Origin of the sequence: Mesorhizobium sp. Mes31, assembly GCF_024519675.1 — a bacterium.
Taxonomy (GTDB): domain Bacteria; phylum Pseudomonadota; class Alphaproteobacteria; order Rhizobiales; family Rhizobiaceae; genus Mesorhizobium.
The window spans coordinates 111556-125976 of the sequence record NZ_JALJRL010000001.1; the positions used below are offsets into that span (position 1 = coordinate 111556).

The window sequence follows — 14421 nt, forward strand, 5'->3', positions numbered from 1 at the left end:
ACTGTTGCAGCACGCGCATGGCAAGCATGCAGTTGCGCCACTAACCGGCTGTCTTTCCAGTACCTATCTCCATCACGCCGTGCAATTTCGATGATGCACGACAGCAAGGAAGAAACAAATGAACACCTACAAGCCGTTTGGCGCTATTGGCGAACTGATCCGCCTGTTTGGCAGTGCAATTACCGTATCCGCCGCTGTCGAGCGCGGTCGCCGCCCCGACAATCGGGATCTGGTGGCGCTGGGCATCGAGCCGCGCGATTTCCACCGGATCCGGCGCTTCTAGAGCCTGTCAGTCCTCGCTGGCGCCAAGCTGAGCCAGAACCTTGCCCCGGCCACGGGCCCGCAGGTAGAGCGGCAAAAGCACCGCAGTCGCGGCAAGCAGCAACAGGATCACCGCAATCGGAGATCCGACCAGGATCAACAGATCGCCCTGGCTGATGGCCAGCGCGCGGCGCAGTTGCTGTTCCGCCATCGGCCCCAGGATCAATCCCACCACGACCGGCGCAATCGGATAGCCAAAGCGGCGCAGGCCGTAGCCGAGCAGGCCGAACGCCAAAAGCATGCCCAGTTCGAACGAAACGGGCAAAGTGAACAGCCCCAGGACGTTGACCTGCGACACGGCTGCATTCGCACCGATCGTTCCGAGCGTCGCAAACGTCAGGATGCCGGCATAGAGCCAAGGTGTCGGTATCGTCAAAAGCTTGATCCAGACACCGATGAGCGGCAGGTTGAGCACCAGAAGCATCAGATTGGCAACGAGCAGGCTGGCAATCAGACCCCAGACAAGCTGAGGGTTTGTGGCGAACAGCAGCGGGCCTGGTTGCAGTCCGAATTGCTGGAAGCCAGCCAGCATGATCGCAGCCGTGGCCGTGGTCGGCAGTCCCAGCGTCAGCAACGGCACCAGCGTTCCGGCAGCCGAAGCGTTGTTGGCCGCTTCCGGACCTGCAACGCCCTCGATCGCGCCGTGGCCGAATTCTTCCGGTTTTTCCGCAAGCTGCTTTTCCACGGAGTAAGAAAGGAACGTGCCGATTTCGGCGCCACCGGCCGGCATGGCGCCGATCGGGAAACCTATGGCGGTGCCGCGCAGCCAGGGCTTCCATGAGCGGCGCCAGTCCTCGCGGGTCATCCAGACCGAACCCTTGACCGCCTGGACGGTTGAACTGCTGCTCTTGCCGGCGGCAACGCTCAGCGCTTCGCCGATGGCAAAGAGCGCCACCGCAAGCGTGGTCACCTCGATACCATCGAGCAGGTCGGGAATGCCGAAGGCGAGACGCGCCTGCCCTGTCTGCAGGTCAATGCCGATCAACCCGAGCCCCAGACCGATGAACAGCGCGGTGAGACCGCGTAGCGTCGAGTCGCCGAAGGCGGCCGAAACGGTCATGAAGGCAAGGATCATCAGCGCGAAATATTCGGCCGGACCGAACGACAACGCCATCTTGACGATGGTTGGCGCGATGAAGGCGAGGCCGATGGTGGCAATCAGGCCGGCGACGAAAGAGCCAATGGCGGCCGTCGCAAGCGCCGGCCCGCCGCGCCCGGCACGAGCCATCTTGTTGCCTTCCAGCGCGGTAACGATCGAGGCACTTTCGCCCGGCGTGTTGAGCAGGATCGACGTCGTCGAGCCGCCATACATGCCGCCATAGTAGATACCGGCAAACATGATCAGCGAGCCAGCCGGGTCCAGTTTGTAGGTGACGGGCAACAGCAGCGCCACGGTGAGCGCCGGGCCAATGCCGGGAAGAACGCCGACAGCCGTGCCGAGCGTGACGCCGATGAGCGCATAAAGCAGGTTCATAGGCTCGAGCGCCGTCAACAACCCTTGCGCCAGCAGACCGAACGTATCCATCAGGGCCGAACTCCCACGAAAATCGCTAGAACAGCCGTTCGAGCGGGCCGGCAGGCAGCGAAAGCTGCAGCCCCTTGGCGAAGATGATCCAGATGATGAACGACAGGACGAGGCCGATCGGGATCGTCTGCCACAACGGGCCGCGGCCGAATGCGCGCGCGGTCGCGGCAAAGAGCAGGCCCGTGGCAATCGCGAAGCCGGCCACCTTCAGCAGCAACATCTGGGCCACGAGGCCGCCGACGATCCACAGGATCGGACTGATCTCCTGATGTTCGCGTTCAGGAAAATCACCGCGAAAGGCCTCGAAGGCCGTCCAGATCGACAGACCGAGAAACACCGCGGCAATGAAGTATGGAAAGGTCGTGGGGCCAACGCGCGCATAATTGGCGCCGGCACCGTGGCTAGCGGTGCTCCACGCAATCACCACAGCCACGATGGCGAGGGCGGCGGCGATGACAAGCGCCGCCCGATCCGGGCGGCGCTTCGCTTGCTGGTGGTCGGTCTGGCTCATTTCACCAGACCGATATCTTTCAGGATCGCCGCCGTCGCTTCGGTGTCCTTCTTGAGCTGGGCGGAGAATTCGTCACCGGCGAGATAGGTGTTGGCCCAGCCCTTGTCGGCAAGAATCTTCTTCCACGACGCCGACTGCACCATCTTGTCCACGTCGGCAAGCACGGCGGCTTTCTGATCGGCGGTGAGGCCGGGAGCGGCAGCAACCATGCGCCAGTTCTGGATGGAGACATCCACACCGCTTTCCTTGAAGGTCGGCGCATCGATGGCTTCGACCTTGGTCTCGCTGGAGATGCCGATGATACGGAGCTGACCGGCCTTGATCTGCGATTCGAATTCGCCATAGCCGGAAATGCCGACCGTCACCTGACCGCCAAGAATGGCGGCAAGAGCTTCGCCGCCGCCGGAAAAGGCGATGTAGTTGATCTTGGTGGGGTCCACGCCAACAGCCTTGGCAAGAAGGCCGGCAGCAATGTGGTCGGTCCCTCCGGCAGAGCCGCCGCCCCAGGAGACCGCGCCCGGATCGGCCTTGAGCTTGGCAACCAGCCCAGCCATATCCTTGATGTCGGACGCGGCCGGAACAACGATCGCTTCATATTCGCCGGTCAGCCGGGCGATCGGGGTGATCTGGTCGAGCGTCACCGGCGAGGCATTGGTAAGGATCGCGCCGACCATGACATAGCCACCGACGATGAGCTGGGTCGGATCGCCATTGGCCTGATTGACGAACTGCGCGAGGCCGATGGTGCCGCCGGCTCCGGGAACGTTGTTGACCTGCACGCTGCTCGATATCTTTTCGTCCTGGAGCGCGGTCTGCATCGAACGCGCCGTCTGGTCCCAACCGCCGCCGGGGGCTGCGGGAGCCATGATCTTGTAGTCGGCCGCTGCGGCCGGCAGGGCGAGTGCGCCCGCAATGATGGATGCCAAAACGAATTGCTTCATTGCCGTTCCTCCCTTGCTACCCGCATGTGCGGGGCAAATGCTTGTTCAGTTTCGAAGCCCGCGCCAGGCAGCGTCCCGAAATGACAAGGAAGGAGCTGGCCGGCTCAGGGTCCGGCCACTATGGGCAGCGTTTCCAGCCTACCTGCACGGCGGCAGTGCCGGCCGTCGGTAGTCTTTGCGGAAACGTGTTCGAAGTCCTCCCGAACTTTCCGAGCCTCGCCGCCTCCACGGATGGGCCAAAACCTACCTAGCATGGCAACCTGACATCAGACTGACACCGATGCAACAGGATAGGAATATCGCGCTGTCAGGGACTGCGCAGCGCAGCGTTCCAGCGTTCGATGAGGCGCATGCGCTTTACCTGATCGAGATAGACCATCAGGCCCGGGCTGACCGGGACCGGACGCAATTGTGCGCCGAGAACCTCCTGCATCCTGTTTGCCGTGTTCTCACCCGAAACGTCTGGATTGACGGCGGCGATCTCGAGTTCGCGCGCCATCACCGTCTGTCCTTCCGCGGACATGAAATATTCGAGATAGCGGCGACCGAGGTCGGGGGAGTGGGAGCCGGTCGGCACCAGCCCGATGCGCGACATCACCACCGTATAGTCCTTGGGCAGGACTATGCCGACGTCGGGATCTCTGGCGGCCCAGTCGGCGGCATAAGAACCCAGGATGTTGTAGCCAAGCACAAAGCGGCCATCGGCGATCCGCTCGAGGATGGCGGAGCTGGTCGAATAGAGCTTCACACCCGCCGCTCCCATGGCGCGGATCACCGACCAGATATCCGGATACTGCTCCTGGTCGCGCGCCATGAACATGAAACCAACGCCGGAACGCTCGATGTCGTAAGTGGCGATGCGGCCATAGACCTTGTCGCCCTGGGTCCTGAGGAAATCGACGAACTGGCCGCGCGTGGCTGGCGGCGGAACGTCCTTGAAGCTCGGCTTGTGATAGACGAACACCGCGGGCTCGAAGGTCAGCGCATAGGCCGTGTCGCGCCAGTTTGCCCAGCGCGGCCAGCGATCGGAGAGCGGCAGACGGCTTTCCTGAGCATAGCCGTCATTGGCGAGCTTGACCTGGAGGTCCATGGCCGAGGAAAAAGCAATGTCGGCGGTGCCCTTGCCGGCGTCCGTTTCGGCCACGACACGATCATAGATGTCGGTCGTCAACAAATCCTCGTAGCGCACAGCGACATCGGGATTGGCCCTCTGGAAGCCATCGATCATCGGTTTGGCCAAGGGCACGTCCAGCGAGGAATAGACGACCAGCGTGCGTGCGTTCGAAGCACCGTCAAGTGCGGGGAAGAGGGTGACCTCGGCCCGCGTGGGCGCCGAAAGACAAACCAGAACGGTGAGGATGGCCAAGCGCATGGTCGCCAGACCATGCATCAACAATGCGGGTCGTACAACGGCGACACGCGACGGACGCAAATGACGCGGCTCTGGACCTTTGCCTGTCGAATAGGCATCGTCGGTGCAGGGAGAACCCAGTGCGCATTCTGGTGGTAGAGGACAATCAGACGTTGGCCGGTGGGCTCGCGGCCGTGCTGAGAAGCAGCGGCTATGCCGTCGACGTGGTCGGCGACGGTGCGTCGGCCGTGGCGGTCCTTGCCACCGAGCGGTTCGACCTCGTCATTCTCGACCTTAACCTGCCCCAGATGGACGGTCTCGAAGTGTTGCGCACCATGCGCGGCCGACAGCATGACGCGGCGGTGCTGATCCTGTCGGCACGCCACTCGCTGGACGAAAGGGTCAAGGGGCTCGACCTTGGCGCCGACGACTACATGGTCAAGCCCTTCGATGTGGGCGAACTGGAGGCACGGGTCCGCACGCTGCTGCGCCGTCGCGCCGGCCTCAAGGCAGCCACCGTTGCCTTTGGCGAGGTAGTGCTCGACCTCAACACGCGCAGTTTCTCGTCCCTGGGAGCGGTGATCGACATTCCGGCGCGGGAGCTGGCATTTCTCGAAACGCTGTTCATGCGCGCCGGCAAGGTGGTGGCCAAGCAGGCGATTATCGAATCGCTTGCCGGTTTCGACGAGGATCTGAGCGCCAACGCCATCGAGCAATATGCCAGCCGCCTGCGCAAGCGGCTGGCGCCATACGGGCTGACGGTCAGAACCGCACGCGGCATTGGCTATTACCTCGAAAAGATCCCACGCGCCTGATGGTGCAGACAACGCCATATTCGCTGCGAGGGCGGCTGCTGGTCTGGCTGCTGGTGCCGCTGGTCATCATGGGCCTGATTGCGCTCGCCGACACCTATCGCGAGGCCGTGAACACGGCAAACGCCGTGTCGGACCGCGTGCTGGCCGGCTCGGCGCTGGCCATTGCCGAGCGCATCGTGGTGGCCGAGAACGGCGTGCTGGAGGTCGACGTTCCCTATGTGGCGCTCGAAATGCTGACATCGGCGGCACAGGACCGCGTCTTCTACCGCGTCGACGGCCCCGGTGGCGTCTTCATAACCGGATATCAGACGCTGCCGGTGATCAAAGGGCTCGCGCGGGAGGAAAGCGGCTATGCCGATGGCAGTTTTCGCGGCGAGCCTATCCGGCTGACATCGCTGTCCCGCGCCGCTTCGACGGGGGCGAGTTCCGTGCCCTTTGTCGTTACCGTCGCCGAAACGACGATTGCCCGCTCGCAATTGGCCCGGACCATCCTGTTGCGCTCCGCATTGCGCCTGGCCATCCTGATCGGCGGTGCAGCGGCCATCGTGTGGCTCGCCGTCACCTTTTCGCTGAGGCCGCTCTATCGGCTGCGCGATGCCATTGCCGAGCGCAACCCCGACGATTTGCACCCGATCGAACAAGCGGTGCCGAAGGAGGTGCGCGGGCTGGTCGACACCGTCAACTCGTTCATGGGAAGACTTGGTTCGGCACTCGGCGCGATGCGGCATTTCACGGGCAATGCGAGCCATCAGCTGCGCACGCCGCTGGCCATCATTCGCACACAGCTGGCGCTTTCGGCGCGCGCTCATTCGCTTGAAGAGGCACGCCGTGCCGCCGCGATCGGAGACGAGGCGATCGCCCATGCCGAGCGGGTCATCGCCCAGCTCCTGTTGCTGGCCAAGGTCGACGAAGCGACATCCGATCGGCTGAAGAGCCTTGGCGCGATCAATCTGACCGAACTTGCGCGGACGCTGACTGCCGACTTTGTCGCCCACGCCCACAGTGCCGGCATCGACCTCGGCTTCGAGGGCGAACGGGCGCAGTTTGTCCGCGGCGAGCCGATGCTGTTGAGCGAAATGATCCGCAATCTGATCGAAAATGTGCTCGCTTATGCCGGCAGCGGGACGGAGGCGACCGTCAAGGTCTTCGGTAGCGGCGCCGATGTCATTCTGGAAGTGGAAGACACCGGACCCGGCATTGCGGCGGGCAAACTGGATAGCGTACGCCAGCGCTTCGTGCGCGGCGACGCCGGCGGCAAGCCAGGAGCTGGGCTCGGCCTGCCGATCGTAGAGGAGATCGGGGCGCTGTTCGGCGGCCGGCTCGACCTGTCGGCAGGCAAGGACGATTGCGGCCTGCGCGTCCGCGTCACCTTTTCAACGGCGAACCGGGTCAGCCCCGCACGAAGGTAAGGTAGGCCGGCCGCCGGCCCTCACGAATGGCCTTCGCCTCGTAGCGGGTGCCGGGCCAACCGTCATAGGGACGATGCCAGTCCGCCGCCTCCGTAGCCTGCCAGGCGAACCCGCCATGCGCCCGGCAATGCAGCAAAGTCCAGTTTACATAGGTGTCGATGTCGGAGGCGAAGCGGAATTTTGAACCCGGCTTCAGGACGCGCGCGAAACGGTCGAGATTGACCGAGCTGACGAAACGGCGCTTCCAGTGCTTCTTCTTCGGCCAGGGATCCGGATAGAGAAGGTCGATGCCGTCGAGCGAAGCCTGCGGCAACCAGTCGAGCAGCCGGGTGGCGTCGTCGTCATAAACCCGAAGATTGGCGAGTGGCTTTTCCTTGACCGCTATCATCATCTTGGCCATGCCGTTGACGAAGGGTTCGACGCCGATAAAGCCGATCGTTGGCGCCTCGGTGGCGCGATGCAGCAGATGTTCGCCGCCGCCAAAGCCAATTTCGAGGCGAACGGCCGAAACATCCGCTTCAAACAGAGTGCGCGGATCAGCCGGCGGTTCAGCTGTCAGATCGAGCCGGTATCTGCCAAAGCCGCTTTCCAACGCGGCCGCCTGCTGCGGACGCATGGTCTTGCCGCGCCGGCGACCGAAAAATGCTTCGGTCGCGCGGCGTGGTCTATCCTTCGGTTCCATAGCGAGGCCTTGGCGCCGCTATCAGGCGGCAACCGCGTCCCTGAGTGCCTTGGCGAGATCGGTCTTTTCCCAGGAGAAAGACCCATCCCGGCCGGCCTTGCGGCCGAAATGGCCGTAGGACGACGTCTTGGCATAGATCGGCTTGTTGAGATCCAGATGACGGCGGATGCCGGACGGCGAGAGATCCATGACGGTGCGCAGCGCTTCCTCGAGCTTGGCCTCGTCGACCTTGCCGGTGCCGTGCAGGTCGACATAGACCGACAGCGGCTGGGCGACGCCGATGGCGTAGGAAAGCTGGATGGTGCAACGGTCGGCGAGTTTCGCCGCGACGACATTCTTGGCCAGATAGCGGGCCGCGTAGGCCGCGGAACGGTCGACCTTGGTGGTGTCCTTGCCGGAGAAGGCACCGCCGCCATGGGGTGCCGCACCACCATAGGTGTCGACGATGATCTTGCGGCCGGTCAGCCCGGCATCGCCATCCGGTCCACCGATGACGAACTTGCCGGTCGGGTTGATGTACCACATGCAATTGTCGGCGATCTTGAGGTCGCCCAGTGCCTCGCGGATATAGGGCTCGACAACCTGGCGCACCTTCTTGGAGTCCCAGCTTGCATCGAGGTGCTGGGTGGAGAGCACGATCTGCGTGGCTTCCGCCGGCTTGCCGTCGACATAGCGAACGGTGACCTGGCTCTTGGCGTCCGGCCCGAGCTTGCCGGCCTCGCCGCTGCCTTCGTGGCGGGCGGCGGCCAAAAGCTCGAGGATCTTGTGGCTGTAATAGATCGGCGCCGGCATCAGATCCGGCGTCTCACGGCAGGCATAACCGAACATGATGCCCTGGTCGCCGGCACCTTCCTCGCCCTGACGGTCTGAAGCGTTGTCGACACCCTGGCCGATATCGGGCGACTGGCCGTGCAGCAGGACCTCGATCTTCGCCGTCTTCCAGTGGAAGCCGGCCTGCTCGTAGCCGATTTCACGGATCGCCTTGCGGGCGACAGACTTGAACTTGGCCGGATTGACGATCGGGTGACCGGCGGCATCCTTCAGGATGTTGCCTTCCTTGTCCTTCTTCAGCAGCGTCTCGGGGACGCGCACCTCACCGGCGATGACGACGCGGTTGGTGGTTGCCAGCGTCTCGCAGGCGACGCGGACTTTCCACGGATCCATGCCGGTCTTCTTGGCTTCGCGATAGACCAGATCGACGATCTCGTCGGAAATCCGGTCACAGACTTTGTCGGGATGGCCCTCGGAAACGGATTCCGAGGTAAAGAAGTAATTCTGCCGCGTCACGGGTGTCCCCTCTTGAAAAACGATCGGCAGGCTGCCGATTTTGGCGCGCCACGTGTTAGCGGGGCGGAGCGCCGCTCGTCAAGCGGTGCCGCCGTCCTGGCATGAATGTCAATGCAGTTATCTTGTGCCACCGGCGGCAAGTCGCCGCCGGTGGCACGGGATTGCGGATCAGTCGGGATCGTCGGCGGAGAGGGACTTGACCAGATCTATGATCCTGCGGCGCACCTTGGCGTCGGCGATCTTGACAAAGGCCCGGTTGAGCTGAAGACCTTCGGGACTGCCGCAGAATTCGACGGCGAAAGCCATCGACGCATCTTCGGCAAAGCCACGGCCGGCAACGGCCTCCTGGCCCGGCGCATCCTCGAAAAAGAAGGCGACAGGCACGCCGAGTATGGAAGCGATCGCCTGCAGGCGGCTGGCGCCGACGCGATTGGTGCCCTTTTCATATTTCTGAATTTGTTGAAATGTGATGCCGAGATTCTCGCCCAGTTTCTCCTGGCTCATTCCCAGCATATTGCGGCGAAGCCGAATGCGGCTCCCAACATGGATGTCGATCGGATTCGGTTTCTTCTTGTTGTCTTCTGCCATTTTTTCCTCGCCGAATTTTTTCGGCTTTCTCTATTTTTTTCCTGCCCAAATGGAGCCGGAGGCAACTGCCCCAACAGAACGATCAACCGACTTCGAGAAATTTCAGGCGTTACAGTATGAGTTTCTAATGTGCGGGCTGTCAATTCACCCGTAGCCTTTGCCTTACGTTCAACAGCGCCGCCGCAACGGCAAACAGCAACATGATCAGCATTCCGTTAATCCACCGCTGGCCGGAGGATATGATCCTCTGTTCGGAAATCGGCACATGTGCATCGATGGCTCCGCGCGCGTCGATCGCCAGCGCATCGACGATGCGTCCGCGTGGATCGACAACGGCCGAGATGCCGTTGTTGGCGGCACGCAACAATGGCAATCCATTCTCCACCGCGCGAATCTGAGCCTGCCTGAAATGCTGGTACGGACCCGGCGTGTCGCCGAACCAGGCATCATTCGTGACGTTCACAATAAGCTGTGCTGACGTTGCGTCAACTGCCACCAGATCGGGAAAAATCACCTCATAACAAATAAATGGCAGCGCGCGAATACCGCCCGGCAGCGTGAGGGCATGCCGCTCGTTGCCAGCGGTAAACGTCATCGGCCCGGCAACCAACTGCTCGATGCCGAAACGCTCGAGCAAATCGGCGAAAGGCAGGTATTCGCCGAACGGCACCAGATGAACCTTGTCCACGGCATCAGTGATTTCACCCTTGTCGTCGATCGCCACCACGGAGTTGTAGTAGCGGCTGTCGGCGTTGGCGGCCGAGCCGCGTTCCTCGCGCACGACGCCGGCTATCAGCGTCTGGCCATCGCCCAGCATGTCGCCCAGCGCCGTCAACGCGTCGGGGCGCTCGGTGAACAGGAACGGCACCGAGGTTTCCGGCCACAGGATCAGTTGCGGCTTTGCATGACCGGGATCCGGTGCCTTGGCCGACAGGCCCATCAGGACCGCGAAGATGCGGTCGCGCACAGAAGCGTCCCACTTTTCCGACAGATCCACGGCCGGCTGGACGATACGGACATCCAGGCTGCGCGCCGCCGGCTTCTCGGGAGCGGCAAGCCTGACATAGCCGAAGCCGGCATGGGCAGCGGCGAGGATGACAAACAGCGCCGCGCCGAGGCGAAGATGCCGGCGCGCCGCCAGCAGCGCCGGCAGCGCGAAGAGGAACACGGCGAGTACGTTCATGCCGATCATGCCGGTGACCGAGACGCTCTGCATCAGCAAGGGCACGGGCATTGCGGCGTAGCCGATCGCATTCCAGGGAAAACCGGTGAACAGGAAGCCGCGCAGCCACTCCGCCAGCCCGAAGCCGAAGGCAAGGGCGGCAATACGGCCTATGTCGCTGCTCCACAAAAGCCGCGCCATCATTGCCGCAAAGCCATAGAAAAAGGCGAGCCCGAAGGGAATGCCGACCACCGCGAAGGGGAGCGCCCAGGCAAAGCTGTCGGCCTCGACCAGCAGCGCCGAGCCGATCCACCACAAGCCGGCAAGGAAATAGCCGAAGCCGAACCACCAGCCGACGGCAAAAGCCGGCCGCAGGCGCCGTAACAGGCTGCCGGACGCTTCGCCGGTGGCGCCGTCGAGCAGCCAGACCAGCAAGGGAAACGAGATGAAACAGGCGGCGAAGAAATCGTAAGGCGCCTGGCCAAGCACCGCCAGCGCCCCCGCGAGAAACGCGACGAGCGCGCGCCGCCAACCCCAAAGCAGAATTATCCGGCCGGCAAGGCGCTCCATGCATACTTCCGAGTCGCGCGAATCAGGAAGCAAGATTTAACAGGCTGTGGTCCGCGCTCCAAACGGCAGCGATCCCGCGAGAAGCGCGCCGGGGCCGAGTCAGCGATGCCAGCCGTCGATGCGCAGACCGCTCAATCGCTCCGCCTCTTCACGCGGAACCACGCGAATGGGTTGCGTGAAGGTCCAGACATGGCCCTCGGGATCACGGGCCCGATACTGACGTTCGCCATAAAACTGATCGGCTGGCTCCTGGATGATCTCCGCGCCCTTTGCCCTGGCTTGTTCGCAATGGGCGTCCAGCCCTTCCTTCAGGCGCACATAGACGCACTGGGTGTTCCTGCCGGCGACCGAAGCCGGGCTGGCGACGTAGTCGGCCCATTCGGAATCGACGATGATGTAGCTGTCGCCGAACCGCATCTCGGCATGGACGAGCTTCCCCTCGGCATCGCCGACCACCATGCTGCGCACGAAGCCGAAGGCCGCTTCAAGCCAGTCCAGCGCGGCACGAGGGTCCTTGTAGAAGACACCGGAGCCCAGACTCGAGTGCTTGAACGGGTCGTCGAGCGTCATCGGGCGAGCGACAGGCTCACGCCTGCTCGGCACGGGCGGTGGCGCGGCGGCGGCGTTCAGCCTTCTGGATTTGCACGATGCGCACGCGCTTGACGCGGCGCGGATCTGCATCGAGCACGTGGAACTCGAAGCCGGGAATGGCCTGCACCACCTCGCCCCGGGCCGGAACGCGGCCAAGCGTGTTGAAGATCATGCCGCCGATTGTGTCGACATATTCGCCGTGTTCGCCGGCGGCAAAATCCCCACCGATCATCTTGGCGACATCGTCGATCTCGGCCTTGCCGTCGACGATGAACACGCCGTCACCGCTCTGGGTGATCATCGGCTCGTCGTCGTCATGCTCGTCCTCGATGTCGCCGACGACCATCTCGACGATGTCTTCCAGCGAGGCGAGGCCATCGGTGCCGCCATATTCGTCGATCACCAGCGCCATCTGCGTGCGCGTCGTCTGCATGCGGCCCATCAGGTCGGAGGCAAGCATCGACGGCGGCACGAACAGCACCGGGCGGATCAGGTTGAGGTCGCCAATGGTGCGTGCGAGGTCGACCTGCGCGAGATCGAGAACCGTGGCGGCAGGGGTTTTCCTGCTCGTGCGGCCCTTCTTGACCCGCGCTATCTTGGTGATGTGGGCCAGCACGTCGCGGATATGGACCATGCCGCGCGGGTCATCGAGGGTCTCGGAATAGACCGGCATGCGGGAATGGCCGGATTGCTCGAAGGTGCCCAAGAGATCGCCGAGCGTCGTCGTGATCTCGACCGCCTCGATGTCGGCGCGCGGCACCATGACGTCCTCGACGCGCACTTCGCGCAGCCGCAGGATGTTGTTGAGCATGGCGCGTTCGCCGGGCGAGAAGGCGCCGGTATCGCTCGTCGTTTCGGCAAGCGCGCCGGCGATTTCCTCACGCAGACTGGTGCCGTTGCGCTGCCGGAACAAGCCCAAAACGCGTTCGAACAGGGAGGGACCGGCAGGCGAAGACTCGCTGGCAGCGCTGCCGGTGTTGGCAACACCTAGGGTAACGGTACTCGGACTTGATCCCTCTTCCGAAGTATCGGAAGCCTTGGTAGCACTGCCGGCGTCGGGGCGGGCGGCAGTCTCTGGTTTGTCGTTCATCGTCGTCCGGTCAATTGGTCTTTTGTAGTTACGCGTAGGGATCGGGAATGGCAAGCCTTGCGAGCGCTGCGCGTTCGACGGCCTCCATCTCCTCGGCCTCGGCGTCGGTCTCGTGATCATAGCCCATGAGATGCAGCAGGCCATGGATGACGAGATGGGAGATATGGTTCTCCAGGGGCTTCTCTTCCAGTGCCGCCTCGCGCGCGACAGTTTCAGCGGCCAGCACGATATCGCCCAGCATCGGCGGCAGCGGGCCACCCCTGGGGAACGGAAAAGCCGGGAAAGACAGGACGTTGGTTGGCTTGTCCTTGCCGCGCCAGCCGGCATTGAGCGTGCGTATGTGGGCATCGTCGGAAAAAACGACGCTGAGTTCGGAGCGTCCTGCCGCGCCGGTTTCGGCGAAGGCGGCACCGGCAGCCCGCTCGACCAGCCGCAAAAGTCCGGCCTCTTCAGGCCAGTTTCCCGCTTCGACGGCCAGGTCGATGTCGACGGGCAGCGATATCTCCCCACCGACCGGTTTTATGTCCTCAGGCATGAAGCCGCATCGTCAAAATCAATTCTCGGCGCCGAGGCCGCGCGCCAGCTTGGCATCCCGGTCGTACGCCCTGACGATTTCCGCCACCAGCGGATGGCGAACCACGTCGACATCGTTGAAGCGCACGGTCACCGCGCCTGCCACGCCGTCGAGGACACGCAAGGCTTCGACCAGACCGGATTTGGTGCTCGGGGGAAGGTCGATCTGGGTTGGATCGCCGGTGACGATCATGCGCGAGTTCTCGCCCAGACGGGTCAGGAACATCTTCATCTGCATCGGCGTGGTGTTCTGCGCTTCGTCGAGAATGACCGCGGCATGCGCCAGCGTGCGGCCGCGCATGAAGGCGAGCGGCGCGATCTCGATCACCTCGGCGGCAATGGCCCGCTCGACCTTGTCGGCCGGCATCATGTCGTAAAGCGCATCATAGAGCGGACGCAGGTAGGGATCGACCTTCTCCTTCATGTCACCCGGCAGGAAGCCAAGCCGCTCACCGGCCTCGACCGCCGGCCGCGAGAGGATGATGCGCTCGACCATGCCGCGCTCGAGCAGCATCGCCGCATGCGCCACCGCCAGATAGGTCTTGCCGGTGCCGGCCGGACCGATGCCGAACACGAGTTCCGACCGCTCCAGCGCCCGCATATAGGCGTCCTGGTTCAGCGAGCGGGCATAGATGGTCTTCTTGCGGGTGGTGATCTGGGCGGCGGAGACCTTGCCCTTGCGCTCCAGCGTCGGCAGGGTCAGCTGATCATCGGCGGCGACCGCCATGCGCACGGCGCCGTCGACGTCGGACTGACCGATATCCACGCCCTTCTGCAGAATGCCGTAGAGATTATCCAGGGCGCGGCGCGCCTGCTCGGCGGCCGAAGCGGACCCCTTGATGGTCAGCTGGTTGCCGCGCGAGCGAATGTCGACGCCGAGCTTCTGCTCGAGCCTGGCGAGATTTTCGTCGAACTGACCGTAAAGGGCGCTGGCAAGCTTGTTGTTGTCGAAAGTCAGAACGATGTGCGCCATGTCAGAAGCCCCAGATGCCGGTACCGGGGGCA

Annotated in this window: 15 protein-coding genes; 3 read left to right on the top strand and 12 right to left on the bottom strand. The window is 63.4% G+C overall.

Going from position 1 to position 14421, the window contains the following annotated elements; translation table 11 throughout:
- The first annotated feature begins 118 nt into the window (after nucleotides 1-118).
- On the top strand, nucleotides 119-283 hold the full coding sequence (locus NR193_RS00490) for a hypothetical protein (RefSeq protein ID WP_256748942.1): 165 nt from the start codon (nucleotides 119-121) through the stop codon (nucleotides 281-283).
- A 6-nt stretch (nucleotides 284-289) separates the two neighbouring features.
- Here NR193_RS00490 and NR193_RS00495 read toward each other — a convergent pair whose 3' ends face one another.
- The 4 genes from NR193_RS00495 to NR193_RS00510 all read right to left on the bottom strand — a co-directional run bounded on the left by NR193_RS00495 (nucleotide 290) and on the right by NR193_RS00510 (nucleotide 4670).
- Nucleotides 290-1846 carry a tripartite tricarboxylate transporter permease gene (locus tag NR193_RS00495; protein WP_256748943.1) on the bottom strand — a complete coding sequence of 519 codons (1557 nt, stop codon included), beginning with the start codon at nucleotides 1844-1846 and terminating at the stop codon, nucleotides 290-292.
- Between the two features lie 25 nt (nucleotides 1847-1871).
- The gene (locus NR193_RS00500; protein ID WP_256748944.1) at nucleotides 1872-2357 is read right to left on the bottom strand and encodes a tripartite tricarboxylate transporter TctB family protein; all 486 of its coding nucleotides are present in this window, start codon (nucleotides 2355-2357) and stop codon (nucleotides 1872-1874) included.
- Entirely contained in the window at nucleotides 2354-3298 is a 945-nt protein-coding gene (locus tag NR193_RS00505; RefSeq protein WP_256748945.1) for a tripartite tricarboxylate transporter substrate binding protein, read from the bottom strand. Before NR193_RS00505 ends, NR193_RS00500 begins: the two co-directional genes overlap by 4 nt.
- Nucleotides 3299-3605: 307 nt before the next feature.
- Nucleotides 3606-4670 (bottom strand): ABC transporter substrate-binding protein, encoded by a 1065-nt coding sequence (locus tag NR193_RS00510; protein ID WP_256748946.1) that lies wholly within the window; start codon nucleotides 4668-4670, stop codon nucleotides 3606-3608.
- A gap of 119 nt (nucleotides 4671-4789) precedes the next feature.
- Here NR193_RS00510 and NR193_RS00515 point away from each other — a divergent pair, with 119 nt between their 5' ends.
- Together NR193_RS00515 and NR193_RS00520 are read left to right on the top strand one after the other, a co-directional pair.
- The gene (locus NR193_RS00515; RefSeq protein ID WP_256748947.1) at nucleotides 4790-5464 is read left to right on the top strand and encodes a response regulator transcription factor; all 675 of its coding nucleotides are present in this window, start codon (nucleotides 4790-4792) and stop codon (nucleotides 5462-5464) included.
- Nucleotides 5464-6873, top strand: a complete 1410-nt coding sequence (locus NR193_RS00520; RefSeq protein WP_256748948.1) for a sensor histidine kinase — start codon at nucleotides 5464-5466, stop codon at nucleotides 6871-6873. Before NR193_RS00515 ends, NR193_RS00520 begins: the two co-directional genes overlap by 1 nt.
- On the opposite strand, the gene NR193_RS00525 is transcribed toward NR193_RS00520, so the two are convergent.
- The 8 genes from NR193_RS00525 to NR193_RS00560 form a co-directional block, all read right to left on the bottom strand.
- The gene (locus NR193_RS00525) at nucleotides 6854-7555 is read right to left on the bottom strand and encodes a tRNA (guanosine(46)-N(7))-methyltransferase TrmB (RefSeq protein ID WP_256748949.1); all 702 of its coding nucleotides are present in this window, start codon (nucleotides 7553-7555) and stop codon (nucleotides 6854-6856) included. The genes NR193_RS00520 and NR193_RS00525 overlap by 20 nt on opposite strands.
- A gap of 21 nt (nucleotides 7556-7576) precedes the next feature.
- On the bottom strand, nucleotides 7577-8842 hold the full coding sequence (metK, locus tag NR193_RS00530; RefSeq protein WP_256748950.1) for a methionine adenosyltransferase: 1266 nt from the start codon (nucleotides 8840-8842) through the stop codon (nucleotides 7577-7579).
- Nucleotides 8843-9010: 168 nt separating this feature from the next.
- Nucleotides 9011-9430: a helix-turn-helix domain-containing protein gene (locus NR193_RS00535; protein ID WP_091579562.1), complete on the bottom strand. Its 420-nt coding sequence runs from the start codon at nucleotides 9428-9430 to the stop codon at nucleotides 9011-9013.
- A 139-nt stretch (nucleotides 9431-9569) separates the two neighbouring features.
- On the bottom strand, nucleotides 9570-11162 hold the full coding sequence (gene lnt, locus NR193_RS00540; RefSeq protein WP_256748951.1) for an apolipoprotein N-acyltransferase: 1593 nt from the start codon (nucleotides 11160-11162) through the stop codon (nucleotides 9570-9572).
- Nucleotides 11163-11261: 99 nt separating this feature from the next.
- Nucleotides 11262-11732: a VOC family protein gene (locus NR193_RS00545; RefSeq protein ID WP_256748952.1), complete on the bottom strand. Its 471-nt coding sequence runs from the start codon at nucleotides 11730-11732 to the stop codon at nucleotides 11262-11264.
- 16 nt (nucleotides 11733-11748) lie between these two features.
- On the bottom strand, nucleotides 11749-12843 hold the full coding sequence (locus NR193_RS00550; protein WP_256748953.1) for a hemolysin family protein: 1095 nt from the start codon (nucleotides 12841-12843) through the stop codon (nucleotides 11749-11751).
- 28 nt (nucleotides 12844-12871) lie between these two features.
- Complete coding sequence (ybeY, locus tag NR193_RS00555) at nucleotides 12872-13378, bottom strand: rRNA maturation RNase YbeY (RefSeq protein ID WP_256748954.1); 507 nt, start codon at nucleotides 13376-13378, stop codon at nucleotides 12872-12874.
- 18 nt (nucleotides 13379-13396) lie between these two features.
- Complete coding sequence (locus NR193_RS00560) at nucleotides 13397-14389, bottom strand: PhoH family protein (protein ID WP_256749320.1); 993 nt, start codon at nucleotides 14387-14389, stop codon at nucleotides 13397-13399.
- Nucleotides 14390-14421: the final 32 nt, after the last annotated feature.

Bases quoted from the DNA above. Each gene is read 5' to 3' on its own strand.
- NR193_RS00490 (WP_256748942.1), top strand. From the start codon at position 119: ATGAACACCTACAAGCCGTTTGGCGCTATTGGCGAACTGATCCGCCTG.
- NR193_RS00495 (WP_256748943.1), bottom strand. From the start codon at position 1,846: ATGGATACGTTCGGTCTGCTGGCGCAAGGGTTGTTGACGGCGCTCGAG.
- NR193_RS00500 (WP_256748944.1), bottom strand. From the start codon at position 2,357: ATGAGCCAGACCGACCACCAGCAAGCGAAGCGCCGCCCGGATCGGGCG.
- NR193_RS00505 (WP_256748945.1), bottom strand. From the start codon at position 3,298: ATGAAGCAATTCGTTTTGGCATCCATCATTGCGGGCGCACTCGCCCTG.
- NR193_RS00510 (WP_256748946.1), bottom strand. From the start codon at position 4,670: ATGCGCTTGGCCATCCTCACCGTTCTGGTTTGTCTTTCGGCGCCCACG.
- NR193_RS00520 (WP_256748948.1), top strand. From the start codon at position 5,464: ATGGTGCAGACAACGCCATATTCGCTGCGAGGGCGGCTGCTGGTCTGG.
- NR193_RS00525 (WP_256748949.1), bottom strand. From the start codon at position 7,555: ATGGAACCGAAGGATAGACCACGCCGCGCGACCGAAGCATTTTTCGGT.
- NR193_RS00535 (WP_091579562.1), bottom strand. From the start codon at position 9,430: ATGGCAGAAGACAACAAGAAGAAACCGAATCCGATCGACATCCATGTT.
- lnt (WP_256748951.1), bottom strand. From the start codon at position 11,162: ATGGAGCGCCTTGCCGGCCGGATAATTCTGCTTTGGGGTTGGCGGCGC.
- NR193_RS00545 (WP_256748952.1), bottom strand. From the start codon at position 11,732: ATGACGCTCGACGACCCGTTCAAGCACTCGAGTCTGGGCTCCGGTGTC.
- NR193_RS00550 (WP_256748953.1), bottom strand. From the start codon at position 12,843: ATGAACGACAAACCAGAGACTGCCGCCCGCCCCGACGCCGGCAGTGCT.
- ybeY (WP_256748954.1), bottom strand. From the start codon at position 13,378: ATGCCTGAGGACATAAAACCGGTCGGTGGGGAGATATCGCTGCCCGTC.
- NR193_RS00560 (WP_256749320.1), bottom strand. From the start codon at position 14,389: ATGGCGCACATCGTTCTGACTTTCGACAACAACAAGCTTGCCAGCGCC.